This window comes from Candidatus Latescibacterota bacterium (genome assembly GCA_019038625.1).
GTDB lineage: Bacteria > Krumholzibacteriota > Krumholzibacteriia > Krumholzibacteriales > Krumholzibacteriaceae > JAGLYV01.
On the sequence record JAHOYU010000020.1, the window covers coordinates 1 to 26,894 of the forward strand.

Genomic DNA, 26,894 nt, shown 5'->3' on the forward strand with positions numbered 1-26,894 from the left:
CACTGGGCGTTACCCAGCACCCTGCCCTGTGGAGCCCGGACTTTCCTCAAGCGCACATGGCGCCTGCGACCACCCCGTCTGCTTCACCAATCACTGATTCGAGACTGATAGTGGAATATAGCACAGGTCCCGGGCGAGGTCAAAGGATTGGAATCCATCCCCCCGGATCCTGAATCTTATCAATTTCCAGGAACCGCTGATCAATCCGTATTATCCAGAGCTGTATTGGCAAGTCTGTCCGCATCCTTGTTCTCCGCTCTTGGAATATGCTGAAATGTGACACTTTCAAATACAGAAGCTTTATTTTTTGCTATGCTCGCCAGTTTTTCCAGATGAGCTTTACGGATACGGTACTCACCTGTCATCTGCCTGACAACAAGTTGGGAGTCCATTTGTATGATGACGCGTAGCGCTCCGAGTTCCCGGGCGAGATCGAGGCCAAGTATCAACCCCCTGTATTCAGCCTCATTATTTGTAGTCTCTCCAAGAAGAACAGACCTCTCCAACAAGACTTCACCTTCCATATTGAAAACAACCGCTGCAGAAGAGGCCGGCCCCGGATTTCCCCTTGCAGCACCATCAGTCTTGACAATAAGCTCCGTCAAACATCCCATGGCGGGTTTCGCAGCCTCAGTCACATCGTCCCCAATGGATTCAGCAAGTCTGGCAATCGCCTTTCGAGCCTTTTCTTCTGTCTCGAAACCCGCTACGCAGAATGACAGGGCAAGACTCTTTCCTTTTGAGAGCTCTCTCAATAGAATACTGATACTTGTCATAGGATAAGGACTCCCGCGATCAGGCCTTACTGTAGTACACAAGTATCCGGCCACAATCCTCGCATGTAATGAACTGGTCGTTCCTTCTTATTTCATGAGCCTTCTGGGGAGGTACTCTTGAAAAACATCCCTGGCATATATCTCCTGCCAGATTGGCCACACCCGAATCTCCCTTGGCCTTGAGGATGCGTTCATAGCGTCTCATGACTTTTTCCGAGAGATGAGGAAGGATCCGGATCTTTTCATCCTCTATGATCTTGAGTTTTTCGTTGTTTGCAAGGACCTCTTCAGTGAGTCCATTTTTTCTATCAAGAAGCTCGCCCTTTTCTGAATCGATCCTCGCCTTGATCCCGTCCAGCTCCTTTTCGGCTTCCACTATCTTGTCAAGGATCAGCAGGATCTGTTCTTCTTCCTTGTCCACCTGATCAATGAGATATTCTATCTCTTTACCCATCGCCCGGTATTCCTTGTTAGTCTTCAGTTTGTCCCTGTCCAGCTTCTTCTGATTGATATCCCTGTTCTGTTGTTCGATCTTTTGTGAGAGGCCTTTCCGCTCCGACTCAAGCCCGGCAATCTTATCAAGGTCTTTCTGCAGCTCTTCGTCCATCTTTGATATTTCAGTTTCCAGATCCACAATCTTTGACGGCGCTGTCTCAAGAAATTTCTTCATTGTCACTATCTCGTAATCCTTCTGTACTATCTGGATCAGAAATCCGATGTCCTCGGCCGCAGATATCATCATAAATCACCTTTCGGAAAATAAAAAATGCTTCCCCTCAGGGAAGCACCCTCATGCTCATCAAAGTCGACGCCGCGTGGCAGTATCGGCATTCATGTTTTATACATCCTCCTGGCACACCCACGCAACATACCTTTCATATTCGTCAATTGAGAAAACGAAATAACAGGTTATTGATAAATAACAAAGAGGTCAAGTGTTTTTTTATATAAAAGAGGTCAGGGCAGATCCACTGTATCGTCTCCCGACTCCGTGACTGATACTGTAACATCCCATGCGAATTCTCGTATATCCCAGTTCGACCCTCCGTCCATGGTAGACATAATGACAGAGTACTGGTAAGATTTTTCACCAACGACGATCAGCCTGCCCCGGCCAGTCACCCAGCCATTCATCATGTCCAGAAAACAGATACTCCGCAGATCCACTATCCTCTCGTCCTCAGGAGTAATGTCGGTCCACTGACTACCCCCGTCCACTGTCTTTAGAATTGTATTTCCTCCGACTGCAAAACCGGTAGACTGGTCAGTGAATTCGAATTCTCTTACTGTTGCGGGCTCCACCTGGACCTGCCAGTTACTACCTCCATCGACCGTCTTCATTACTAAACCACCACCAGCCCAGCCGGTAGACATATCCAGGAACTCTATCGTGAGGATCGTCCTCAGTATCGATGCGTTGGAACCTTCGACAGGCCACCAGTTCAGGCCCCCATCATCCGTACCGTATAATATTTCCGGGTCGGACTCGGTCCATCTGCTTCCAAGCAGATATCCACGAATTTCATCTACGATAGACATATCCCAGGCACCACGCGCAGGCACAATTGGTAACCAGTTGTTCTGCCACCCTTCACCCCCATCTTCGGTCACGAAAACTCCCTGATATCCCAGAACAAACCCTTTTGAGGAATTGAAAAACATCACATCAAAAAAATCATCATACTCGGAATAGGAGGGAAACAACTTCTGTTCCCAGGTCAATCCGCCATCGTCACTATTGTAGATACTGTTGTCTCTTCCGACAAGCCAGCCGTTCATGCTATCCAGGAAACAGATACTTTTCAAATCTTCATCGCCGGCCTTGACCGGTATCCATTCTATCCCGCCGTTGACGGTAAGAAGGATGCTACCCTCCTGCCCGGCAACCCAACCATGATCTGAATCCAGAAAGAAAATATCATTTGCGTTTAAAATGAGACTTGGTATATCCGGCCCCGGTTTGGGGGCCACGGAATTATCGTCGGAACACGAATGTATTTCGAAATAGATGAAAAGCACTAACATCAGGGCGATCAATACACTTCTTCTAAGTTGCATTTTAATCCTCATCATTGCAAAAGCTTGATATCATTCGGTTCCAGCGTAGATGTCCTTTATCACAAAATGTAATATAACCCTTTGAAACTATACAAAATAATCAGGGTCATATCTGAATCACGATGATCTGCATACCATCAATATGGAGCTACTGGATACTACAGGCAATCTTCCTGCCGAAACAGGTCAGGAAAGGTTCACGGAGCGGGGGAAAATATTCCATTTCTCCACCCAATTCCCATCATCTCCCGATTCGAGGCAGGTGACTTCAGCCGTAACAAACGGCCTGAACGGTTCGCCAGTAAGTCTGTTCCGCAGAAAAGCCATGAACGGCATATGTCCCACAAGCATAGTTCCGGGTTCAGCGTCAGCCAATTCATCGACCCATGGGTCGATATCATCGTGGGGCATCAATCCAGGGACTTCGTGAAGGCCGTTCAAAGGCAAAAGTCTCTCACCGATGATCTCCGCAGTCTGTTGCGCGCGTAGTTTTCCACTGTGGAATATCCGCCCTATCGCCACTATCGACAGGCTGGTCAGTTTTTCCGTTACTTCTATTGCTTCCTTCCACCCCTCTTCGCTCAATCCCCTGTGAGGGTCCATATGGCGCGGCATCGGGTGCGCGTGCCTGACAAGATAGATCGTTTTTTTCATTAAACCCTTTCTTCTGCGCGGACACTCCTCAGTCCGGACCTAAAAAAAGATCCACCCCACGGGGAGGCGGATCGATTTATCATTGGGCCCAACAGGATTTGAACCTGTGACCGACCGGTTATGAGCCGGGGGCTCTACCGCTGAGCTATGGGCCCTGAATCTGTTGCCCTGATTATGAAGTGGTAATCTAACATCCGGGCAATCCATGTTCAAACATTTTTTACTAAATATCGATATACCCTTTAAGTTTCCTGCTCCTGCTCGGATGCATCAGTTTCCTCAGAGCCTTTGCCTCGATCTGCCTCACCCGTTCACGGGTGACTTTGAAAATCGTGCCGACTTCCTCGAGTGTCCGCGGCGTGCCGTCTCCCAGCCCGAATCTCAACCTCACTACTTTTTCTTCTCTGGGAGTAAGCGTAGCGAGAACTCGCGCTACCTGGTCCTTGAGCATGGAATGGGCAGCTGTCTGGTCAGGAGAGGATGCCCCTGTATCCTCGATAAAATCACTAAGATTGCTGTCATCATCCTCGCCGATCGGTCTGTCAAGGGAGATAGGCTCCATACTCGCCTTCATCACACTTTTTACTTTCCCGACCGGGTATTCCAGACGCAGGGCCACCTCTTCAGGAGTCGGCTCCCTGCCAAACTCCTGGATCAGTTTCCGCTGTGTCCTCGAAACCTTATTGATCGCTTCGATCATATGTACCGGCACCCTGATGGTCCTTGCCTGATCAGCGATCGCCCTTGTGATAGCCTGTCTGATCCACCAGGTTGCATAAGTACTGAACTTGTACCCTTTGCGGTAATCGAACTTGTCGACCGCCCTCATCAGACCGCTGTTTCCCTCCTGGATAAGATCCAGGAACTCAAGTCCCCTGTTCGTGTATCTCTTGGCTATAGATATAACGAGACGGACATTAGCTTCGACCATCTCCTGCTTTGCACGCTCGGCCTTACGCTCACCGAATCTGATATCCCGAACGATCTTTGCAAGGGGGTCATACTTGACGTTCTCAGTCTTTTCAATCTTTCTGACTTCCTTCTCCAGGTTCTTCAGTTTTACGGCAAAGTCTTCAAGATTGTCTGCGCTCCATTTGATCTTCTTCTTCAGTTCTAGGTTCTTTTTACTTCGGCTCTTGACGATCTTCAGCGCCTCCGCCACTTCTTCGCCTGTCATACCTATGAACTTCTCGTATTCTGCTATCTCTTTTTTGACTTTTTCGAGCTTTCGAAGAGCACGCTTAATAATCCCGACGATTCTTTCGGTCTGAATCGGATGCAGACTGATCTTCGCGTATTCAGTCTTGAGTTTTTTATTCTTCTCTTCAAGGACCTTCACCAGCTCTGCAGAATTTTTCTTGCTTATCCTCTTTCTGAGGCTGTTCCTGATGGAAGCCGTCTCTTCTCTCAATGCTATTATCTTTTTAAAATTATTCAGATATCTCTTCTGTTCCTTCAACCCTGAATAATGAGGATGAAGCCCCCCCGTCTCCAGCTGCACGATATCTTCGAGGCGCATCTCTTCGTTCTCGAGTTTTTCGACGAAATAGCTTAGTTCCCCCGTTGTAATATCAAGACTGTAAACAGCCCATGAGACCTTGTTATTCCCTGATTCGATCTTCTTCGCGATATCGATCTCGCCTTTTCGATCCAGAAGGGGAACCTTTCCCATTTCTCTCAGATACATCCTGACGGGATCGTCATATCTGACCGCCGTACTCATCATCTCTTCGCTTTTCTTGGCATCCCTTATTTCCCGCTTTTTACGGGCATCGATCTTCATCCTCGCCTTGTCATGAGAATCGAAGAACTCGATCTTTTCTTCACTGAGACGAATATACAGGTCATCGAGATGCCTGGGATCGAAATCCTCACCGATCAAGGCATCGATCTCCTCGTTAAGGACATATCCCTTTTCTTTGGAGAGTTTGACGATCTCGCCCAGAGCTATATCTATTTTACTGAGATTCATCAGATCCGCTATCCTCCTTGAGTCCCAGCCTCCTGTATTCCCTGGCAATCTTTCTGTAAGCTTCAGCTATCTCCAGTTCCTCGATGGAGCGCTCCTCCCCACCCTGTGCCTGAAGTTCGACGATCCTCTTCATCATCTCCCTCATCTCATCTCTTAAAGCCGCTTTTTTCAACCACACAAGCGTATCGTCGAGCATCTCACGAACCGGCCCTGGAGGAACTTCCATCAGCGCAATCTCGCTTGCCAGCCTTGACAGATCCGAATCCTTGATCGAGCCAATGAACTCGGGGCTTGTTATATCAATGTCGTTTTTCAATGCCAAGTCAAGTGCTTTATAATACTGCCTGAACTGATCGCCCTCGAAATCCTCCTCCATCAGGTTTTCCAGAATAGCCCTCGCATATTCGGAGTCTTCGAGACCCAGCCTGAACAGGTCCTTCTGTATCTGCTCTCTCTTACTTTCGATCGCTTGCGGAACATCCGCCTTCCGATCTACTCCTGGCCTTTCCGGCTTTAAACCGGTCCTGAGTGTATCGACAGGGATTTCGAAAAGGTTTGATACTTCCTGTAGCAGGATTTCCCTTGTGACAGCGTCCTTTACACGGGATACCGAACCGAGCAGGTGTCCGACGACCTGACTCTTTCTGTATGCTGTACGGGAACCTTTCTCTGCTTCCTGTTTCAGATAATTAAAATAATCAGGAGCAGACCGCATTAATCCCCATAAGGCTTCTGCTCCTTTTTCCCTTACGAAACTGTCAGGGTCCTCTTCCTCTGGCAGTATGACTATCTGAATATCAAGTCCTTCAACGAGCAACTGGTCCGCGGCGCGAACTGCAGCCCTGATACCCGCCCTGTCTCCATCATTGATAATATATATGCGTTTTGCGTATCGTGCAAGCAGCCTGGCCTGATCTCCAGTGAGAGAAGTGCCGCATACAGCTGCAATATTTCTTACTCCATTCTTCCACAACATTAGATAATCAGCGTAACCTTCTACTATTATTGCAGATTTAGCCTTACGAATCTCATCTTTCGAATGATTGAGGCCATAGAGTATCCTGCTTTTCGAATAAATCGGATTTTCTGCCGAATTAAGATATTTCGGCTCAGAATCATCCAGAACACGCCCGGCGAAACCCACCGTTCTGCTGGATACTGTAGAAATAGGAAAAATCAGGCGGTTCCTGAAATAATCCCGAAATCCGCTCCCACCCCTGCTTCTGATCACCAGCTTGAGTTCGAGAAGGATATCCCTGTCTATCCCGGCGTCAGAAGCCGCCATATAAAGACCGTCCCATCCTGACCCTGCGTAACCCAGTGAAAAGAACCCTGATGTCTCTTTGTCCACTTCCCTTCTGCCAAGATATTCTCTGGCTCTCGATGCTCCTGGTGAAGACAGCAGGGTTTCCCTGTAATAGTCACGTGCGAATTCTGTAGCCCTGTAATATGGGTCCAGTTTCTGCCGTTCCTCCCTGCCGCCAAGATACTGGGAGACATCGACCCCCAACTCACCGGCAAGTTTCCTGACAGATTCCACAAATGACACACCTTCATATTCCATGATGAAATTGAATACGTTACCACCCTTGCCACATCCGAAACAATGATATATCTGCTTGTCGGGACTCACCATGAAGCTGGGAGTTTTTTCATTGTGAAACGGACATGCAGCCTTGAAATTCCTGCCGGACCGCTTAAGATCCAACACAGAACCTATAGTCTCGACTATATCGGTCCGCTCTCGTATATCATTTATGATCCTGTCAGGAATCATGGTTCAGCTCCCGCAACTTGTAGCATTCGATCATTTTAATTTTACAACAGCGACCCCATCGCCCCCAACGGCTGGTTCACCGGGATGTGCCTCCGCGACACGTGGATCTCTTCTTAACATATCGTAGATCGCTTTCTTCAATACACCTTTTCCAATACCGTGGATTATCCTGACTGTAGTCATTTCCTGCAGAACAGCCTTGTCCAGATATGCATCCACTTTTTCCAGAGCTTCTACCCTCTCCATTCCCCGTACCATCAGCTCGGAGCTGACCGGGTCTGAGGCCCCGATCATCCAGGATATCTTTTTATCTGTTTTCTTCCGGGAACCTCCGATCCATTTGGACAGATCGCTGTCTTTAGTCTCTACTCTCATCCCACCGGGCAATTCTATCTTGATCCTGCCTCCTCCTTCGATCGATATTATCTTTCCATGCTTTCGCAGACTGTTGATCATAACCGATGATCCGAGCTTTAACAGCTCAGGACTGATCACTGACGGGACTTCTTTCTCTTTGAGGATCTTCTCATGCATTTCAGAGGTCTGCTTCAGTTCCGCCTTCGACTTACGGATGACTTCCCTGTCGGCCTGCCTCGTCCTGATCTCACGGACAAGGTGTTCCATTTCACCCCTCGTCTTATTGATAAGATCGAGCGCATCCCTCCTGGCGGTTTCCTCCATCTCTCCTCGTTTTTTGTCAAATACGCCTACTTTTTCCCTGTATTCTGAAACGAGGCCGGAAAGTTCTTTTTCCCTTTTAGCCAGTTCTTCACGCTCTTTTTCAAGAAGGATGTCCATCTTCTCAAGATGCCCGAGAAGCTCTTCCAGTCTGATCGTATCTTCGCCTGCTTTCTTAATGGCCGATTCCACGATTCTTTCCTGTAATCCCAGCCTCCGAGCCATTTCTATACCCCAGCTTCTACCCGGAATACCCATCTGCAGCAGGTAAAGGGGCATCATACGGTCACTGTCGAATTTCAGGGTAGCGTTTTCAGCGCCTTTTGTATCATAAGCCCATCCCTTGAGGGCGCTCATGTGTGTCGTCACAATACTCCTGCCGCCGACCCTGATCAATTCCTCGAGCAACGCGCATCCGATCGCAGCACCTTCCTGGGGATCTGTTCCATCCCCGATCTCATCTATCAAAACAAGAGAGTCCTGCTGGACAAGATCAAGGATCCTGGTCATCCGCTCGATCCTTGATGAATATGTACTGAGAGACCGTTCAATCGACTGATCGTCTCCGATATCAACGAATATATCGCGATGAAAGGGCAAGCTCGACTCTTCACCGCAGGGTACAGGAAGACCAAGCCTATCCATCAGCACGACCATTCCGACCGTCTTCAGGGCAACAGTCTTTCCGCCGGCATTCGGACCGGAAATGACGAGGACTGACAGTCCCGGCTCACATTCGATATCGAGTCCTACGATCTCTCCCTGTGCTTTAGAAGTCCTCAACATTCTCTCGAGAAGGGGATGCCTCGCGTTCCTCAGATTCATCAAGCCATCCGAACTTCTCAAAGGTATAGTGCATCGATATTCTCTGGAGAAAAGAGATTTCGCACGGATCACGTCAAGACTGACCATGATTTCCTGGTTGGAAGAAAGCTCTTCCCTTGATTCGAATACCTCCATGGTCAATCCGGCGAGTATCCTCTCGATCTCTCTTCTTTCCTCTCTGAGAAGTGATTCGAGCTTGTTGTTTTTTTCAATAAACTCGTAAGGTTCTATAAAAAGCGAGGCGCCGCTTCCACTTGTATGGTGGATCAGCCCCTTGATTGCAGCCGAATCACTCCTTGGTACCGACACGACATATCGGTCTCCCCTGACAGACACGAATTCATTATTGTCACCGCTCTTACTCGAACCGGTAAAATCAGCGAATTCTTTCCTCATCCTGTTACGAAGACCTGAGGATCGTTTCCTGAGTGACCTGAGTTCCGGGCTGGCACTGTCCTCCACTTCGCCACTATCATCAATACACCGCAGAATACTGGTTACGACAGGTCTGCAGTCCGTAAAAGCGCCTGAATAACAAGAGACCGAAGGCAACGCTTCCTCTCTCGAAGCCAGATATTTCCTGACTTCGAGTGCTTTCCTCTCAGCTTTTGCCACGAGGAGAAGTTCCTCACCGGAGATAACTATTCCTTCCACAGTCATCCTGATTAACACCTTCGAACTATCCCGCCATCCCTGAAGAGGTATATCCTCTCCATTGTCGAACAGCGACATAACCTCTCGTATTTCAGATTGACTTTTCTTCATCGTTTCCGAAGAATCGGACATGGCAGAAGAAACAATGGCAGCAGAAGCTCTTTCCGATCCAGCGTTACCGGCAATCACTTCCAGAAGAGTACCCAGATCAAGCTTAAGGGAAGAATTTTCAAACTCTTCGGTCAGGAATGAGGATATGTCTGCCAAATCGTCTGCTCCATTCAGCTATCTGTGAAATATGGGGTCCAGGCTTTCCAGTCAGTCCCCGCCCACCACACTGTCGAGACGTTCCTTCTCTTCTTCGAGTCTGTCTCCGATCTCGTCGACACTCTTCTTCATCTTGTCGATCCCGGCCAGTTCCTCTACTCTTGTGATCTTACTGAAATCAGTTCCAGTCCGCGAAAGGACCAGGTCGAACATGACAGGAAGCACCGGATAGATGATACCTAGAAACGGGTCATCGATGATATCCTTCCTGAATTGCCGGTCAAGTGGAAGACTTATGATTATCACAAGTATCAGGCTCACCAGAAGTGCGCCTTTCAATGCGCCGAACACTCCACCCATAATTCTGTCGAACCATCCCAGCACGGTCTTCTTGAAGAGTTTCTGAAGTGCCAGCCCGATGAAGTGAAAGAGAATGATTATTACAATAAATATCGCGGCGGCGGCGATAACGAGAGCTATCCTGTATGAGAGGTCGAATCTGCCCTCCAGATACGCGGCAAAATGATGCGCCATGTAAAAGGATCCAATAAACGCACCTATTACTCCCAATACTTCCAGGACCTGCCGCAGGAGTCCTCTCTTTAATCCGAAAAAAAAGAAAAGAACCAGAACAACTATTGTGATTATCTTCAGTATGTCCAAGATGACCTCAATTCGTTTTAAGGATCTCCTCCACAATCTCTTTAACCATGCCGCCGTCAACCTTGTTCCTGAATTTCTTCATCATCATCCCCATTACCCGCCCCATGTCACGAAGGCCGGATGCTCCTGTCTCCTCAACTATCATAGATATCTCCTCGCGGATCTCATCCTCGCTCATCTGCTCCGGCAGATAGGCTTTCACGATTTCGAGTTCTGCCTTACTCTCTGCCACCAGCTCATCCCTTCCCGCTTTTTCATATTCAAACAGGGATTCTCTGCACTTTCGAGCATAGCTTGAAAGTATAGCTATCTCCTGCTCTTCCGTCAGCTGCTCCCGATCCTTAAGCTCAGCATTCTTTAATTCTGTTATCATCATCCGAAGGGTGCCCGTTCTGGCTTTATCTCTTTCCTTAACGGCAGACTTGAGATCCTCCTGAATCCTTCTGATAAATACGTTCTTCTCCATAACGTCTCCTGTCACGTTGACAATAATGATTCAACCGGAGAGTATAGGCATTATGCCCGAAAAAAGTCAATCACAGGCTTATCTTGAAATCAGGTTATAGCCCAGGCAGATTGCGGCTGTCTCGGATCGAAGCCTCTTACTTCCAAGCCGGACAGGGTCAGCGCCACTGGCACAAAGAAGCTCCACCTCTTTTGCAGTAAGACCTCCCTCTGGCCCGACTATTCCCAGGCAGGGCTCCTGCAAGGAGGAACCGGCCGGGATGTCATGCGCTTTGTCCCCAATGTCCGCGAGAAAAATGGATGAATAACCGGAAAATGTGGAAATCAGTTCCTGCATGTTGAGGAGACCGGAGACTTCAGGAAACCATGGTTGCCCGGATTGTTTGGATGCTGATTCCACTTTGCGGACAAGCCGCTCTCTCTTGTTTCTGAATGTCTCTCCATCACCTTTTTGTGTCGATCTTTCCGCCATAAAGGGAATTATCTTCCGGATTCCCAGCTCTGCACACTTCTCAACAGCCATTTCCATTCGGGAAGGCTTGAACAGCGCCAAAGCCAGATCGACTGTCGCCTCTCGTTCCACTATCTCCTCTTCGACGATATCCATATGGATAACTTGTTCGTCCATCTCTTTGATTATCACAGAATATATGGTTCCACATCCGTCCAGAAGTGATATTCCCTGACCGATTTTTGCCCTCACTACACGGCGGAGATGATGAGCTTCGGAACCCTCGATCGTCACTTTTCCATCCGCGACTGATTCCGGTCTTATGATGAAGAACCTCGAAGAGGACATCTTTACTCCATTGGATGACTTGCTGCCATATTGCCGAAAACAAGCGGGTTCGACCATGTCGGTATCATGGCGGGGCTTCAAATCAGTTCGAATAGATATGTTTTCCGTAGCCGGGAACCCTGTCGCCCGTATTCTCCTGCAATTTCCTGAACAACTCAGTTTCATCGCTGGTGACGTCCTGGGGCGTCCATGCAATCAATCTGACCAACTGGTCCCCTCTTCCATGTGAATGAAGCAGCGGTATTCCTTTCCCTTTAAGGCGGAATACCTTGTGTGAATGAGTACCGGCAGGAATCTTCAGAGCCGCTTTGCCATCGAGGGTGGGAATCTCTACCTTGTCCCCGAGAGCAAGCTGTGAAAAAGAGACAGGTAGATCAAGCAGAATGTCAAATCCGTGCCTTTCGAATATATCATCTTCGACCTCTTCTATGACAATGATTAGATCTCCTGCAGGTCCTCCCTTCGGCCCGGCATCCCCCTGACCTGAAAGAGTTATATAGTTACCAGTAGATACACCGGCAGGAATCTTCACTTCGACACTTCTGCTCCCGGAGATCCTTCCATCGCCGTTGCATTTGGGGCATGGTGATGAAATGATTTCCCCTTCACCTCCGCAAGTCGGACATGTAGAAACATTCACAAACTGCCCGAACAGAGATCTGGAGACCTGCCTGATCTCGCCACTGCCTCCACAGGAAGAACAGGTGCTTTTTTTTGATCCTTTTTTCGCGCCACTGCCCTCGCAGGTCCCACAAGGCACCATGCGGTTGACCTTGATCTTTTTGACTACCTCTCTGGCCACTTCATGAAGACTGAGTTTAAGTTTTATTTGAAGATTGTCACCTCTTACATAAGTCCTGCCACCGCTTCTCCTGCGTCTTCCACCACCACCACCGAACAGATCTTCGAATCCACAGAACCCTCCACCACCAAAATCACGCATGAACGCACGCAGAGCGTCACTCAAGTCGTAACCGCCGGTCCCGCTAAACGGTGATCCGCCTTGTCCAGCACCTCCGAGCCCCGCGTGTCCGAACTGATCATACCTCGACCTTTTGTCCTCGTCACGCATGACCTCGTACGCTTCGGTCGCTTCCTTGAACCTCTCCTCAGCATCCTTGTCGCCAGGATTCTTGTCTGGATGGTATTTCAACGCAAGCTTGCGATAAGCTTTTTTGATCTCGTCTGAGGCAGCACCCCGGTCTATGCCGAGCACCTCGTAATAATCCCTTTTTTCCATGCCCCCGTTACTACCTGTTAATCCGAAATGATTATCTATTTAAAGATCTCGTCATTCCTCCACATACCCATTACTGACTGTCGACGAATGATACATCAATTCGGCTATTTTGTAAACCGCTGCAGACAGACTTTGTGACGATTTTCTTATCTCGTCGGAATCCGGAGAATCCTCAGCAAGAAGATCCTTCAACTCCTGAAGACACGTCATGATCCTCTCCTCATCGCTTCCCGTGATCTTGTCTCCATGTTCTTTCAGAGTCTGTTCCGTAGAATAGATCAGGATCTCTGCCTCGTTGCGTATTCGAATTAAATCCTTCTTTTCGGAATCTTCTATGGCATGTTCTTCCGCAGCTTTGATCATCTCGTCGATATCATTCTGCGAAAGGCCACTCGACACCTTGACTTCTATCTTCTGTTCCTTACCTGTTCCAAGGTCTTTAGCGGAAACATGGACAATTCCGTTAGCATCGATATCGAATCCCACTTCGATCTGTGCCACGCCTCTTGGTGCAGGCGGAATACCGACAAGATCGAACCTGGCCAGAGTCCTGTTATCCCGAGCCATTTCCCGCTCTCCCTGGAGTACATGGATACTGACCGCAGGCTGATTGTCCGAAGCGGTAGAAAATATCTGACTCTGACGGCATGGGATCGTCGTGTTTCTCCCGATCAACGGAGTCATCAACCCTCCCAGAGTCTCGATTCCAAGACTGAGAGGAGTGACATCCAGAAGAACGATCTCCTCGACATCTCCGGAAAGTACACCACCCTGGATAGCCGCACCCATGGCTACTACTTCATCAGGATTGACTCCCTTGTGCGGTTCCTTCCTGAAGAAATCCTTAACTAATTTCTTTACCGCGGGCATTCGGGTCGATCCTCCGACAAGTATCACTTCATCGATATCATTTACAGACAGCGACGCATCCTCAAGAGCTTTCTTGCAAGGCCCAAGTGTCCTTTGAACATATGGGTGGATCAATTTTTCCATCTCGGCCCTCGTCAGGACAAGGTCCAGATGTTTCGGCCCGTTTTCGTCCGCGACGATGAATGGAAGATTGATGCTCGTCTCGTGGACCGTACTCAATTCACATTTTGCCTTTTCCGCAGCTTCCCTTATCCGTTGAATGGCCATCCTGTCCCCGGAAAGATCGATATTCTCCGTTTTATTGAATTTATCTATGATCCATTCCATGACTACACGGTCAAGGTCATCACCGCCAAGCCTTGTATCTCCGCTGGTGGATTTGACCTGATAGACTCCCTCGCTCAATTCGAGGATGGAGACATCGAATGTTCCTCCACCAAGATCATAGACTACTATCTTTCCTGTCTTTTCTCTGTCGAGACCATAGGCAAGAGAAGCTGCCGTTGGCTCATTGACAATTCTCAGGACTTCCAGCCCGGCTATCCTGCCGGCGTCTTTCGTAGCCTGCCTCTGGGCATCATTAAAATATGCAGGTACAGTGATCACTGCCTGTGTGACTTCCTCTCCCAGATATTCCTCGGAGTATTTTTTTATAGAACGGAGTATCATCGCCGAGATCTCCTGAGTGCGACAACTCTTATCCTTCAAAACGACCAGGATCTCGTCCTTTTTTCCCTCTTTTATTTCGTATGTTACTTTCCCCGCTTCCTCCGCTACTTCTGAAAACCGCGCACCTATGAATCTCTTTATGCTGTAGATCGTATTGTCGGGGTTGGTTATTGCCTGCCTTTTAGCCAGTTCTCCCACAAGCCTCTCGTTGTTCCTGGCAAGAGCCACTATAGACGGAGTCGTCCTGCCCCCCTCAGCATTGGGGATAATAACTGGCTCGTTTCCTTCTATAACTGCAACACAGGAATTTGTTGTTCCAAGGTCGATTCCTATTACTTTTGCCATGGCTCTATTCCTTTATTCAAGGTTCTCTGAAGCATCCGGGGCCGATTGAGGCCCATTCTTTTCTTTGACTACGATGACCCTTGCCGGACGCAATAACTGATCATTCAGGAGATATCCATTCTGCACGATGTAAAGAACTTTTCCAGGTTCGATCTCATCACTCTCGGATTCACCCATCGCCTCATGGAATTGAGGGTCGAACTCCTTGTGTTCCGCATCGATCTCTGTCAATCCGGCTTTCGCGAGCACATCGAGTAACTGGTTGTGTATCATCCGGATACCACTGAAGAAACGATCCTCTGTGTCTTCAGCGGACTCAAATGCCCTGCCAAAATCATCCAGGACACCCAGAATATCAGTTAAAAGGTCTGCATTCGCCCTTTTCTGGTGCAATTCCCATTCCCGTCTTGTCCTCTTCTTGTAATTTTCGAACTCGGCAGCCATGCGCAACATCTTATCTTCTTTTAAATTAAGATCTTGCTCGACTTTTTCCATTTGTTTTTCCATAGCCTGCAGAATATTGTTCTTTCTGCTTAGTAGATCAGCGAGATTTTTTGTCCCATGCTTTTTTAACCGTTTTTTCGACTTCGCCTTCTTTTCCGTATCGACTTCCTTTTTATCGGTGTCTTCAACGGATTTCTCCTTCATATCCCCTGCCTCGTTCTCCGGTTGTGTCTCACAGTCAGTATACCGGTTACCTTTATTCGTCTCTTCACCGATCTCAGGATCTTCATCAAGGACATATTCCCTTTCCGGGCCTTTTTTTATTCGGGGGGTTTCTGACAAATCCATTTCCTCCTGTCAGACCTGAATGCAGATTTCCTCAAGTCTCACCGTACCTGCAGTTCGTTGCCCATCATCTCCAGCAGAGATATAACCAGATCATAACTCATCCTGGTCGGGCCAAGTACTCCAAACACGCCATCATAGCCATAGCCGCTGAATTTTCTCGTAATTATGCTGAAATCTTCGAGCTCATCAAGAACATTCTCTTTCCCGATAGTGATCATCATATCCTCTTTCATCCGCCTCTTCATCATGCTGAGCATCAGGCTCTTCTCACCCATCAGACGAACAAGGTTTTTGAGGATCTTTGGATCGTTCAATTCGGGGATCTTTCCAGGACCAGAAAGACCATGAAAATGATACTCCAGATTGTATGGTGTTTCGAAGAGATGTTCCACGTTGGCAGCAAGTGTCTGCGCTATCTCCCTTTCGATTCCACCATACTCGTTCATAAAAAACTCCAGTCGCCGGTGTGCTTCCTCGAGAGGAAACCCAGCAATCCGTTCATTTATGATCTGAACAGCTCTATCGATGACATAATCCTTGTATCTCTTGGGAAATTCTATAAAGACCTTTCTCTCCAGTCCGGTCGACATTTTCAAAACGACCAGGGCACTGATGCCTTCCAGCCTTCTAATAGACAACTTTCCGATTTGGCCGTAGGAATGAAGTACTCCCATGATAAGCCCCATGCAATTAGTCACCTCACCGAGGACCCTGGAAGTCCTGTACATCACGTCTCCCACATCTTCCATATCCTGGCCGATCTTTTTTCTGACCTCTTCCGCGATTTCCCTGCCCAGCGGTCTGCCCCGCTTTATCTCATCAACATAATGCCTGTATCCCCGATCGCTGGGAATCCTTCCTGCGGATACATGAGGTTTGTATAGAAATCCCTTTTCCTCGAGACTATGCAGGATCTTGCGGATATTCGCGGTACTGTATTCGATCCTGTACCTGGATTTGAGGTTCCTTGAGCTGACGGGCGAACCCGTGCGGATGTAGAGATCTATCACACTTTCAAGGATAGACGATTCTATTTCACTCAATTCCAAAAGTGGACTCATTCTGGCACTCTCCATACTGGACTGCTAAAGACCTGGATAAATTTAGATATTCCAGGTACCATTGTCAAGAAAAGTCACCATAAATCCTTATCAGCGACTAAATTCCCGACTGCAGCACTACTTGTTGAAACTTAAGCAAATAGGATGCCTGCGAAATGTGGTTGCCGGCATGTGGCAACGGAAGTAGATCGATACACCCGGCGCTGCCTCAGCGGATCAGGTCACCTATCCTGCTGAACCGCAGCCATTTCTTGTTGTAATCGACGGAGAAGTAGATGAACAAGGCCTTTCCCCTGAGGAGTTTCTTGTCGAGTGGACCCCAGTACCTTGAATCAAAACTGTTATCCCTGTTATCCCCCATTACAAATATATGGCCTGGTGGTACCTTAAGAGGACCGAAAGATCTTCTGGGAACCGTATCATGGATATATTTTGTGAATATTTCTTCCATGGGTTTGCCATCTACATATAGTGTTTTGCCCTTCACTTCTACTGTCTGCCCCTCCAGAGCCACGCATCTCTTGATATAATCAGTCTTTTTGTCGCCGGGAAACTTGAAAATCACAATATCGCCCTGCTTCGGCTCTCTCACGGCGGGAAGCCTCAAATCGACAAACGGGACCTTTGCTCCGTAAATAAATTTTGTCGCGAAAAGAAAATCACCCTTGAGAAGAGTATTCTCCATCGATTCGGAAGGAATATGATAACTCTGGATTATCAGAGCCCTGACGATCAGAGCCAGAACAACTGCCGTGAACACTATCTCGGTATATTCCCGGAACTTGGACTTTTTTATTGCCTTCTTTTTCTCGTCTTTTTCCTTATCTCTGCCCATATATTCCTCCGGTCTGCCATTTGAATGATACGCGCGATCCATATCCGGGTTCCAAATATTTCTGATCACGCTTTATGGACCCACTCGCGAATAATGCTATAATACCTCTTAAAAATCAACACTTACCGATAATCCAACGGAATCTTCAAGTGGTGAACCTTCCAACTTGAAATTCATGTCATGCAGATTCGCGTCGATATACGCGTCAAGGACCACGACAAGTATGCAACCTGCCGACCACCAGATCCAGTCTATCTGTTTCTGCTTGTATTCCTCCACCCAGAGATCGTGATATGTCCAGTCCTGACTCTGATATGTCTGCGGTGGGTCAGTATCAGAAGTAACCCAGCGCGGATAGCTGTCACGAACTACTTCCTCTCTCTTTTCCATACGATAATAATGCAATATCCTGCTCAGATAGAATATCTCAAACCCCGCCGCTATAGCTGCTTTTAATGGTTTTTCATTATAGATCTGTCCGAGTCCCGGAATTGCCAGCGCGCTGAGCATGGCTATTCTGGGGTTCTTCTTTCTTCTCCAGCTTGCTCCATCAAGTGCCGGATCACCTCTTTCTCTGTCGATCAAAGCTTTTAATCGACCTGCAGAGGTCGAATCGGGTCTCAGGGAAGATACCTGCTCAGCAGTGTCCAGGGCTATCACTTCTCTGGATAAATATGGGGACAGATCTTCACTGAAGGACCACGCCATTCCCGATCCTGGATTGAGAATAATTATCGAGATCACGATGCAGATTGACGATTCGAGTTTCAATTAGTGCTTCCGCTGTCTCCGGACGAAACGACTGTTCCGACCGATCGTAAAGAAATAAACCAGACCTGATAAAACATCAATGGCGGGAACGTGTGGGAATCGAACCCACCCCGGATGGTTTTAGCACCCGGCAAAAGGATTTGAAGTCCTCGGGGCCCACCAGAACCCGTCCATTCCCGCATTTAAACATCCAGGCCGTCACTCAGAAGACGGCTGATCGATCAGAGCAATAGCTGTAATCTCTACAAGAGCGCCCAGAGGCAGAGCCGCCACCGCAAATGCCGCCCTGGCTGGCGGATCCTCTGTAAAATACCGGCTGTATATACCGTTCATAGTTTTGAAATCATCCATCGACTGAAGCAGGACTGTTGCCTTGACAATCGATCCCATCGTCCCTCCTGCTTCCTCTACTACCGCCTTTAGATTCTCCAGCACTCTCTCTACCTGATTCTCCAATCCTTCGACCATTTTCCCCGTTGCCGGATCGAGCCCTACCTGACCAGAGATAAACAACATGTTTCCGGCTTTGACAGCCTGGCTGTAAGGTCCGACCGCTGCCGGCGCCTTGTCCGTGCTTATTATTTTCTTCATCCTTGCCTCCAAATGCAATAATCAATCTTACTGGTCGGAACATCTTTCCGGTCAACACAGCGCCTATTCCACCGTCACACTCTTTGCCAGGTTTCTCGGCTGATCGACATGACAGCCTCTCATCACCGCTATATGATACGCAAGCAACTGCAACGGTATCACGGACAGGATAGGATATAGGAAATCAAGAGTCTTGGGTACGAAAATCACATGATCGGCCATTTGGATCAATTCATCGTTTCCTTCACTCGTAATTGCGATGATCTTTCCCTTTCGAGCCTTCACCTCGTTGATGTTTCCTACGATCTTCCGATAGGCCGCGTCTCTCGGAGCGATGATAACGACAGGCATATTGTCATCAATCAGTGCTATTGGACCATGCTTCATCTCAGCAGCCGGATATCCTTCCGCGTGAACATAAGATATTTCCTTCAGCTTGAGCGCTCCTTCGAGAGCGACGGGATAGTTAGCGCCCCTGCCCAGATATAGAAAGTTGTTGTGATGATGATACTCTTCCGCGATCATCCGGATCTTCTCATCCGATTCCAGGATCTGGGATACCTGGTCGGGCAGAGCTCTCAGGGCTTTTATCATTCGCTGCCCTTCAGCAAGTGAGATATCCCTCATCCTCCCCAGAGCAAGAGCCAGAAGACTAAGGACTGTTATCTGGGATGTAAAAGCCTTCGTAGAGGCCACACCGATCTCCGGTCCGGCATGAATATAGATTCCCGCCTCTGATTCCCTGGCGATGGTGCTTCCGACGACATTGCATATCCCCATCGCCTGAGCCCCCTTGCTTTTCGCTTCCCGAAGCGCGGCAAGTGTATCGACTGTCTCACCTGACTGGCTGATTGCGAACACCAGGGTACCGTCTTCCATGATAGGGTTCCTGTACCTGAATTCACTGGCATATTCCACCTCGACAGGGATTCTGGCCGTCTCTTCGATCATATATTCTCCAAGAAGCCCCGCATGCCAGCTCGTTCCACAACCCAATATGACGATCCGTCGAATTTCCCGAAGCTGCTCGTCGACAAGGTTTAACCCCCCGAGCTTTGCTTTTCCGGTATCGTTGATCAATCGCCCTCTCATCGAGTTTCTGATAGTCTCCGGTTGTTCGAAGATCTCTTTCAGCATAAAATGTTCAAATCCGCCCTTTTCGATCATGTCCAGATCCCATTCGATCTCCTGGATCTTGTGTTCGACATATTCGTTCTCTACCGTCATAGTCGTAAAGTGTCCAGGCGTGGCAACGACCATCTGCTGGTCCTCCAGATAGATGACCTGCTTCGTGTGCTTGAGTATCGCTGCCACATCACTGGCGATGAAATACTCATCGTCTCCTATTCCGACAACGACTGGAGAACCGTTTCTAGCGCCTACCATCTTGTCTGGTTCAGACGCGGAGATCACAATAATACCGTAAGTTCCTTCGACTACCTTAAGTGCTTTCTGAACAGCATCCTCAAGGTTTTTGCCATTGTAGAATTTTTCAATCAAATGCACCAGGATCTCAGTATCCGTTTCGGATTGGAATTCATGTCCCTCAGCCAGCAGAGATTTCTTCAAAGTCTGATAATTTTCGATGATACCATTATGGACCAGAGCAATGCGCATTCTGGAATCGTAGTGAGGGTGTGCGTTGATCCTGTTAGGCTCTCCGTGAGTAGCCCATCGCGTATGCGCAATACCCAGGCTGCCTGAAATATCCGTACCCTTGAGACATTCCTCGAGCTTCGCGATCTTACCCTCTGTTTTTTCCGTCACCAGAGAATTGTCCCGGACGATTGCTATCCCCGCGGAATCGTATCCCCTGTACTCGAGTCTTTTCAAGCCCTCGAGAAGAATTTCGCCGACTTTACTGCTTCTTCCAGTATACCCAATTATCCCGCACATATTATTCTCCTCGCAGGCTTATCTTTCCATAAAACCGGGCCTGTCACTCTATCACGTAGATTCCAAAATCCTTATAGCCCTGTCCACCAGAGATTCTGCATCCCGAACACTATCAGCCTCCGCTATGATGCGGACGACCGGTTCAGTGTTTGATCTCCTGAGATGTATCCATCCATCCGACATATCAATTCTCATACCATCCAGAGTATTATATTCGCCGCTGAACTCGTTCCTGAGCAAATCCATGGCTTTTTCCATATTACCGGAGAAAGGCATTTTTTTCTTAACTATCTCGTATCCAGGCAGTTTCTCGATCTTTTCTGATAGAGAAAGCCCTTCTTCAGCAAGCAACTGTAGAATAAGAGCGATCCCGGTCATGGCATCACGCCCATAATGAATCGCAGGAAAGATCACTCCTCCGTTTCCTTCTCCACCTATCACGGCTCCGGAATCTTTCATCGCCGATATAACATTTGCCTCCCCGACTTTCGATCTTACCGAGGCCACCCCATGCTTTTTCGCTATATCGTCGATAATCCTGCTGCTGGAAAGGTTGACAACGACAGGTCCTTTCTCTTTTCCAAGAATAAAATCAGCAGCCAGAGCAATAGTCAGTTCCTCGCTGCATACATTCCCATTTCCGTCGACAAGAACCAGCCTGTCTGCGTCAGGATCGCATGCGAACCCGAGAGCTGCGTCACTCGATGATACGGCTTTTGACAGGTCCCCCAGATTTGCGGGCCTGGGCTCCGGGTCATGAGGAAACGGGCTGTCGACATCCGTAAAGAGTTCCTGAAAAGCCACTCCGAGATGGTTCAGCAACTTTGGGACTATCCTGCTACCTGCTCCATTGACACAATCGATCACTACTTTCATCCCGCAGGACGATATCTTCTTCCGGTCTATTACCGGGAGATCAAGTATTTTATCTATATGGACATCGTCAGCCCTGTCTTCCCTTTTGTATCCTCCGACCGGATCACATCGTCTGTATTGCAGATCCCCACTCTCAACGGATCTTCTGATATCGACCACGGCCTTCTCGTCAATGAACTCTCCGTTAGTATCGAGGAATTTCAGGGCGTTCCACTTTTCGTTATTGTGGCTTGCCGTGATTATTATGCCTCCGTCCGCATCCAGATGCCCGACCATAATCTCCACAGTCGGCGTGGCGGCTATTCCCAGATCGGTCACATCAATACCCATGAATCGGAGAACCGAGACCACTATCTCACTGAGCAAGGGACCGGACGCTCTTGTGTCCCTGCCCACTACAACATGCCTGCATCCAAGCAATGAGGCGTAAGCCGCTGTATATCTGGCAGCGGACTCTGGATTCATTCCAGGTCCCAGGATTCCTCTCACTCCCGAGACACTTACCATCAACGACTTGTCTTCATTCAAACTATACTCTTTTCCCGATTCATCCATCGCCGATAAATGAGTCTGAAAAGTATCCAAAATATTCGACTCTGTCAACTTTGACTGTTATCAGATCCTGATGATCACGTCTTTTTGATATTAAACCCGGAAGCCTGTCATATCCAGCAAAACATTACAACAAAAAAGGGGCGGAACATATAGCTCCGCCCCGTAAGCATCTATAATGGTAGCCTGCTTATTTACGTTCCGCGATCAGCTGCTCGACTACCTTGGGGTCGGCAAGCGTAGTCGTATCACCGATATCATCGCTGCCAGTGGCAAGGGTCTTGAGGATCCGGCGCATGATCTTCCCACTCCTGGTCTTGGGAAGAGCGTCGGCAAACTGGATCTTGTCCGGCTTGGCGATCGGACCGATCTCCTTGCTCACGTGGTTCCTGAGCGTCTGAACAAGTTCATCGGTCTTGTCGACATTCTCCTGCAGGGTAACGAAAGCATAGAGTCCCTGGCCCTTTATCTCATGAGGCATCGGAACTACAGCAGCCTCGGCCACAGTATCATGGCTTACGAGGGCACTTTCGACTTCCATTGTACCTATCCTGTGACCGGATACGTTGATCACGTCATCGACGCGACCCATGATCCAGAAGTAGCCGTCTTCGTCCTGACGAGCTCCGTCGCCCGTGAAGTAGACATCCTTGAAGCGGCTGAAATATACATCCTCAAACCTCTGGTCGTCGCCCCAGATAGTCCTGAGCATCGAAGGCCACGGTTTCTGGATTGTGAGATAGCCACCCTCGTTCACGTCAGCGGGCGATCCGTCTTCCCTGACAACCTGCGGGAAGATTCCGGGGAATGGCCTGGTAGCCGAACCCGGTTTGATCGGGAATGCACCCGGTAGAGGAGTGATGAGGATGCCGCCGGTCTCGGTCTGCCACCAGGTATCGACGATCGGGCACTTGCCGCTTCCAACGATATTGTAATACCACATCCAGGCTTCGGGATTGATCGGCTCGCCGACCGTTCCTAAAAGCCTGAGGCTCGACATGTCATGCTTGGTGACCCAGTCGTCACCCGAACGGGCGATTGCCCTGATCGCTGTCGGAGCGGTATAGAAGATATTGACCTTGTACTTCTCGACGATATCCCAGAACCTGTCCGGCTCCGGATAGTTGGGCACACCCTCGAACATAAGGGTCGTGGCGCCGAGGTTGAGAGGTCCATATACGATGTATGAATGTCCGGTGATCCAGCCAATATCAGCTGTGCACCAGTAGATATCATCGTCTTTGATGTCGAACACTAACTCCGAAGTCATACTCGTGTAGAGAAGGTAGCCGGCCGTCGTGTGAACAACACCCTTCGGCTTGCCGGTCGTTCCGCTGGTGTAGAGGATGAACGATACGTCCTCTGAGTCCATCTCTTCACAGGGACATTCCGCGCTGACATCGGCCATCTCGTCGTGCCACCAGGTGTCACGGCCTTCGACCATCTCGACATCGGTGCCAGTCCTCTTGAGGACGATCGAGTGCTTGACTGTAGGGGAACCCTTGAACGCCTCATCTACATTCACCTTGAGGGGAATGATCTTCCCGCCTCTGTACGAACCATCGGCGGTGACAATGAGCTTCGATTCGGCGTCGACGTTACGGTCCATGATCGAGTTGGCGCTGAATCCGCCAAATACGATACTGTGGATAGCGCCGATCCTTACACAGGCGAGCATGGCGATAGCCAGCTCGGGAACCATCGGCATATAGAGGGTGACCCTGTCGCCCTTGACGATGCCGTATTTTTTCAGGACATTGGCAAACTTGCAGACTTCAGTGTGAAGTTCTCTGTAGGTGAATTTTTTCGAATCACCCTCGGGCTCGCCTTCCCATATGATAGCGGTCTTGTCGGCGCGGCCGTCGTCAAGATGCTTGTCAAGACAGTTATATGCGATATTGGTCTTGCCGCCGATGAACCATTTGGCAAACGGAGGATTCCACTCGTAGGTCTTGTCCCATTTCTTGAACCAGTGGATATACTTCTCAGCCTGCTCATCCCAGAAACCTTCGAAGTTATCCTCTGCCTTCTTCATCATCGCTTCATATTCTTCCATGCTCTTGATGTGGGCATTCTTCGTGAATTCTGCCGGTGGCTGAAACACCCTTTTCTCATCAAGCATGGAGGTGATGGTCTTCTTCTCTTCTGTCATCTGCAACCTCCCGTACGGTCTGCCTGGTTAAATGTACATTTTCCAATCGTTCACATGTGTTGGAATCACGATTCGAAGCTCGCATGATACCTGCGAGCCCCTGTATTGTCAAGGTTATATAATACAGGACAAGTCACGGAATCAAGCACCTTTTTGTAAAAATGAGTGTCTGATCATCGGATCGATCCGGATTATTGATATGGACCTTTAAAAACGATGAAAATCGACCGACTTTACTTGACATCCGGATTCCTTAAGTATTACCTGTTTAGTAGTCGACATGAGCCATATCGGCAATAATAAAGTGGGCAGGCAGTTCAGGAGGTCTTGATGGAATTCGTTGAAAATGGTATCGGGAGAAAAGTCCCGACAGAAGTAAATGGGGTCGATAAAAGACCTTACGCCAGTGCTTTTGATCAGGATTATCAGGAATCGTGGGCTGGACGGCCTGGCCGGGCCAGGATGCATTCCGGAAAAAGCAAGTTGACGACCCTGGATAAAGTCGTCGACCTTCTTGAAGAGGGCGACTGGATATCGTACCCGCATTACTACAGGCTTGGCGATGTATGCCTTAAAATGATCATCGACAAGCTCAGGGAGAAGGGCAAAAAAAATATCTTTCTCCTTGGCAACGCCTTTTTCGACAATTGCATACCATGGCTCCCGGAAGCGGTCAGGGATGGCATTATCGGGGGATTTTCCGGAAGTTGCTACCGCGGCATGGGCAAACACCTTATGGGTGGAGATTTTCTTCCCTGGATCGTCACAGGATACGGCCATGGAAACCGTGTAAGACGATTCCATACCGGTGAAGCCAGAGTCAAGGTAGCTTTCGGCCCAGTTCCCATAGCAGACAAATGGGGAAACGCCAACGGGCTGATGGGCGATCCCGGCTCATGGGCCGGTCCACTCGGGCTGTTCCTTGCAGACACTCTCTGGGCCGAGAACGTATGCCTGCTTGCCGGAGAGGTCTCCGACCAGTACCTCTTCCCCCGCTCACTCTCGATGATCGACGTCGATTACGTCGTAAAGGTCGAAAACCCTGGAGACAGTTCCGGAATCGGATCGGGAACCCTGGACATCGATAAGATCAGGGCGAATAAGTTCAATTCACAGATCGCCGGGCAGGTCCTCAAGGTGATGCAGTCTGCCGGAACGATCTTCGACGGGTTTAATTTTCAGGTCGGATCGGGTGCCGGGCTCATCGTCCTCGACGAAATATACAAGATCCTGAAAACTAAAGAGATCAAAGCCGGGTTCGCGATCGGTGGATGCACTTCCCTGCATGTGGAGATGCTTCAGGATGGAGTAATTGAAAATCTTCTTCACGGCCAGTGCTTCGAACCTTCCGAGAAAGTCATCCGATCGATGCTGTATGACCACAACCATCACGAGATCTCGACGGGAGAATACGACGATGTAGCCAACAAGGAAAACGCCGTCAACATGCTAGACGTATCGGTACTCTCGACACTCGAGATGGATGTGAATTTCAATGTGAACAGCATATGCGCAGGAGGCAGGATCATCGGCGGTATCGGTGGAGCACAGGGAGTGGCCGCAGGATCGGACCTTACGATCATGTTCCTCCCGCTGGCGACCGGCAAGAAAGAAAGCGGCAAAGGATTCCCACGTATCGTCGATGATGTATTCACGGTATCTATTCCCGGAGAATGCATCGACGTAGCCGTAACGGAGGAATATATCGCCATCAATCCGAAAAGCAGTTCAAAATATCTCGACATGCTGAAAGCAGATCTGCCGGCCAGCGGGCTGAAGGCCGTCACCATCGAAGAGCTCCATGAGCTTTCAAAGAAAGCCGCGGCCGAATTCGGGGCGACCCCTCCCCGGCCGGAACTGACCAACGAACCGGTCGAAGTCGTCGAGTGGCGTGACGGCACTATCCTCGATACGATCTTCAAACCTGCGACTAAATAAATGTGTCGATGCCCATGAGGTTTTCTGAAAATCGAACACAAGAAAAGAGCCCGGATAACCGGGCTCTTTTTCTATCGCATGAAAACAGAGAAACGTTTCTCTCTATTTTTTACTCCAAGTCTCCCGGTCCCGGCATACCGGCCCAGTGCTCATACAGCTTCCAGCGCCTGTTTACATCGGCCTGGGCCCTCACCAGAAGGTCGGCTGCCATCTCGGGATCTCTTGCCCTGACCGCCCTGTAGCGGTTTTCATTGTAGATGTAATCCTCAAGAGGAATACTCGGGGCCTTCGAGTCGAGCTGCAGCGGATTCTTTCCTTCATCGCGAAGAGCCGGGTTGTACCTGACGAGCGGCCAGTACCCGGTTTTTACGGCTAGAGCCTGCTGATCGAAACCACGCCTCATATCGATGCCATGTCCGATACAATGAGAATAGGCGATGATGATCGACGGCCCGTTGAAGGCCTCCGCTTCACGGAACGCCTTGATGGTCTGGCTCTCATTAGCTCCTAGGGCGATCCTGGCGACATAGATGTAACCGTAAGACATCATCATCATAGCGAGGTCTTTTTTCGGTGTCTGCTTGCCAGCAGCGGCGAATTTGGCAACAGCGCCCATCGGCGTTGCCTTGGACATCTGGCCTCCTGTATTCGAATAAGTCTCTGTGTCCATGACAAGGACGTTGAGATCGCGTCCCAGCGCCAGTGAATGATCCAGTCC

General features: G+C 49.0%; 22 protein-coding genes and 2 tRNA genes. 1 reads left to right on the top strand and 23 read right to left on the bottom strand.

Features of this window, described 5'->3' with window-relative positions; genetic code table 11:
* Positions 1 to 200 precede the first annotated feature (200 nt).
* The 22 genes from KOO63_01095 to acs all read right to left on the bottom strand — a co-directional run bounded on the left by KOO63_01095 (position 201) and on the right by acs (position 24,208).
* Positions 201 to 776 (bottom strand): ribonuclease HI family protein, encoded by a 576-nt coding sequence (locus KOO63_01095; protein MBU8920431.1) that lies wholly within the window; start codon positions 774 to 776, stop codon positions 201 to 203.
* A gap of 19 nt (positions 777 to 795) precedes the next feature.
* Positions 796 to 1,518, bottom strand: coding sequence for a hypothetical protein (locus tag KOO63_01100; GenBank protein ID MBU8920432.1), 723 nt, complete (start codon positions 1,516 to 1,518; stop codon positions 796 to 798).
* Positions 1,519 to 1,733: 215 nt separating this feature from the next.
* Positions 1,734 to 2,834: a hypothetical protein gene (locus KOO63_01105; GenBank protein MBU8920433.1), complete on the bottom strand. Its 1,101-nt coding sequence runs from the start codon at positions 2,832 to 2,834 to the stop codon at positions 1,734 to 1,736.
* Positions 2,835 to 3,020: 186 nt separating this feature from the next.
* Positions 3,021 to 3,488: a histidine phosphatase family protein gene (locus KOO63_01110; GenBank protein ID MBU8920434.1), complete on the bottom strand. Its 468-nt coding sequence runs from the start codon at positions 3,486 to 3,488 to the stop codon at positions 3,021 to 3,023.
* Between the two features lie 83 nt (positions 3,489 to 3,571).
* A tRNA-Ile gene (locus KOO63_01115) sits at positions 3,572 to 3,643 on the bottom strand.
* Positions 3,644 to 3,711: 68 nt separating this feature from the next.
* Positions 3,712 to 5,460 carry an RNA polymerase sigma factor RpoD gene (gene rpoD / locus KOO63_01120; GenBank protein MBU8920435.1) on the bottom strand — a complete coding sequence of 583 codons (1,749 nt, stop codon included), beginning with the start codon at positions 5,458 to 5,460 and terminating at the stop codon, positions 3,712 to 3,714.
* On the bottom strand, positions 5,447 to 7,237 hold the full coding sequence (gene dnaG, locus KOO63_01125) for a DNA primase (protein ID MBU8920436.1): 1,791 nt from the start codon (positions 7,235 to 7,237) through the stop codon (positions 5,447 to 5,449). The genes rpoD and dnaG overlap by 14 nt, the downstream gene beginning before the upstream one ends.
* Positions 7,238 to 7,267: 30 nt before the next feature.
* The gene (locus KOO63_01130; protein MBU8920437.1) at positions 7,268 to 9,661 is read right to left on the bottom strand and encodes a Smr/MutS family protein; all 2,394 of its coding nucleotides are present in this window, start codon (positions 9,659 to 9,661) and stop codon (positions 7,268 to 7,270) included.
* 51 nt (positions 9,662 to 9,712) lie between these two features.
* Positions 9,713 to 10,324, bottom strand: a complete 612-nt coding sequence (locus KOO63_01135) for a CvpA family protein (protein ID MBU8920438.1) — start codon at positions 10,322 to 10,324, stop codon at positions 9,713 to 9,715.
* A 7-nt stretch (positions 10,325 to 10,331) separates the two neighbouring features.
* Complete coding sequence (locus KOO63_01140) at positions 10,332 to 10,790, bottom strand: GatB/YqeY domain-containing protein (protein MBU8920439.1); 459 nt, start codon at positions 10,788 to 10,790, stop codon at positions 10,332 to 10,334.
* 78 nt (positions 10,791 to 10,868) lie between these two features.
* Entirely contained in the window at positions 10,869 to 11,588 is a 720-nt protein-coding gene (locus KOO63_01145; GenBank protein MBU8920440.1) for a 16S rRNA (uracil(1498)-N(3))-methyltransferase, read from the bottom strand.
* A gap of 82 nt (positions 11,589 to 11,670) precedes the next feature.
* Positions 11,671 to 12,828, bottom strand: a complete 1,158-nt coding sequence (gene dnaJ / locus KOO63_01150) for a molecular chaperone DnaJ (protein MBU8920441.1) — start codon at positions 12,826 to 12,828, stop codon at positions 11,671 to 11,673.
* A 51-nt stretch (positions 12,829 to 12,879) separates the two neighbouring features.
* Positions 12,880 to 14,712, bottom strand: a complete 1,833-nt coding sequence (gene dnaK / locus KOO63_01155) for a molecular chaperone DnaK (protein ID MBU8920442.1) — start codon at positions 14,710 to 14,712, stop codon at positions 12,880 to 12,882.
* A 12-nt stretch (positions 14,713 to 14,724) separates the two neighbouring features.
* A complete protein-coding gene (locus KOO63_01160; protein ID MBU8920443.1) occupies positions 14,725 to 15,498 on the bottom strand; it encodes a nucleotide exchange factor GrpE in 774 nt (257 codons plus the stop codon).
* 44 nt (positions 15,499 to 15,542) lie between these two features.
* Positions 15,543 to 16,565 (bottom strand): heat-inducible transcriptional repressor HrcA, encoded by a 1,023-nt coding sequence (gene hrcA, locus KOO63_01165; GenBank protein MBU8920444.1) that lies wholly within the window; start codon positions 16,563 to 16,565, stop codon positions 15,543 to 15,545.
* 208 nt (positions 16,566 to 16,773) lie between these two features.
* Positions 16,774 to 17,400, bottom strand: a complete 627-nt coding sequence (gene lepB, locus KOO63_01170; GenBank protein ID MBU8920445.1) for a signal peptidase I — start codon at positions 17,398 to 17,400, stop codon at positions 16,774 to 16,776.
* 108 nt (positions 17,401 to 17,508) lie between these two features.
* Positions 17,509 to 18,171, bottom strand: coding sequence for a hypothetical protein (locus tag KOO63_01175; GenBank protein MBU8920446.1), 663 nt, complete (start codon positions 18,169 to 18,171; stop codon positions 17,509 to 17,511).
* 80 nt (positions 18,172 to 18,251) lie between these two features.
* Positions 18,252 to 18,349: transfer RNA gene (locus KOO63_01180), tRNA-Sec, on the bottom strand.
* Between the two features lie 20 nt (positions 18,350 to 18,369).
* Positions 18,370 to 18,762, bottom strand: a complete 393-nt coding sequence (locus KOO63_01185; GenBank protein ID MBU8920447.1) for a Rid family detoxifying hydrolase — start codon at positions 18,760 to 18,762, stop codon at positions 18,370 to 18,372.
* A 63-nt stretch (positions 18,763 to 18,825) separates the two neighbouring features.
* A complete protein-coding gene (glmS, locus tag KOO63_01190; protein ID MBU8920448.1) occupies positions 18,826 to 20,658 on the bottom strand; it encodes a glutamine--fructose-6-phosphate transaminase (isomerizing) in 1,833 nt (610 codons plus the stop codon).
* Positions 20,659 to 20,709: 51 nt separating this feature from the next.
* Positions 20,710 to 22,062 (bottom strand): phosphoglucosamine mutase, encoded by a 1,353-nt coding sequence (gene glmM / locus KOO63_01195; protein MBU8920449.1) that lies wholly within the window; start codon positions 22,060 to 22,062, stop codon positions 20,710 to 20,712.
* A 214-nt stretch (positions 22,063 to 22,276) separates the two neighbouring features.
* On the bottom strand, positions 22,277 to 24,208 hold the full coding sequence (gene acs / locus KOO63_01200; protein MBU8920450.1) for an acetate--CoA ligase: 1,932 nt from the start codon (positions 24,206 to 24,208) through the stop codon (positions 22,277 to 22,279).
* 360 nt (positions 24,209 to 24,568) lie between these two features.
* On the opposite strand from acs, the gene KOO63_01205 reads away from it, so the two are divergent.
* On the top strand, positions 24,569 to 26,176 hold the full coding sequence (locus KOO63_01205) for a hypothetical protein (GenBank protein MBU8920451.1): 1,608 nt from the start codon (positions 24,569 to 24,571) through the stop codon (positions 26,174 to 26,176).
* A 109-nt stretch (positions 26,177 to 26,285) separates the two neighbouring features.
* On the opposite strand, the gene KOO63_01210 is transcribed toward KOO63_01205, so the two are convergent.
* A partial coding sequence (locus tag KOO63_01210) for a pyruvate:ferredoxin (flavodoxin) oxidoreductase (protein MBU8920452.1) occupies positions 26,286 to 26,894 on the bottom strand: 609 nt, incomplete at its 5' end.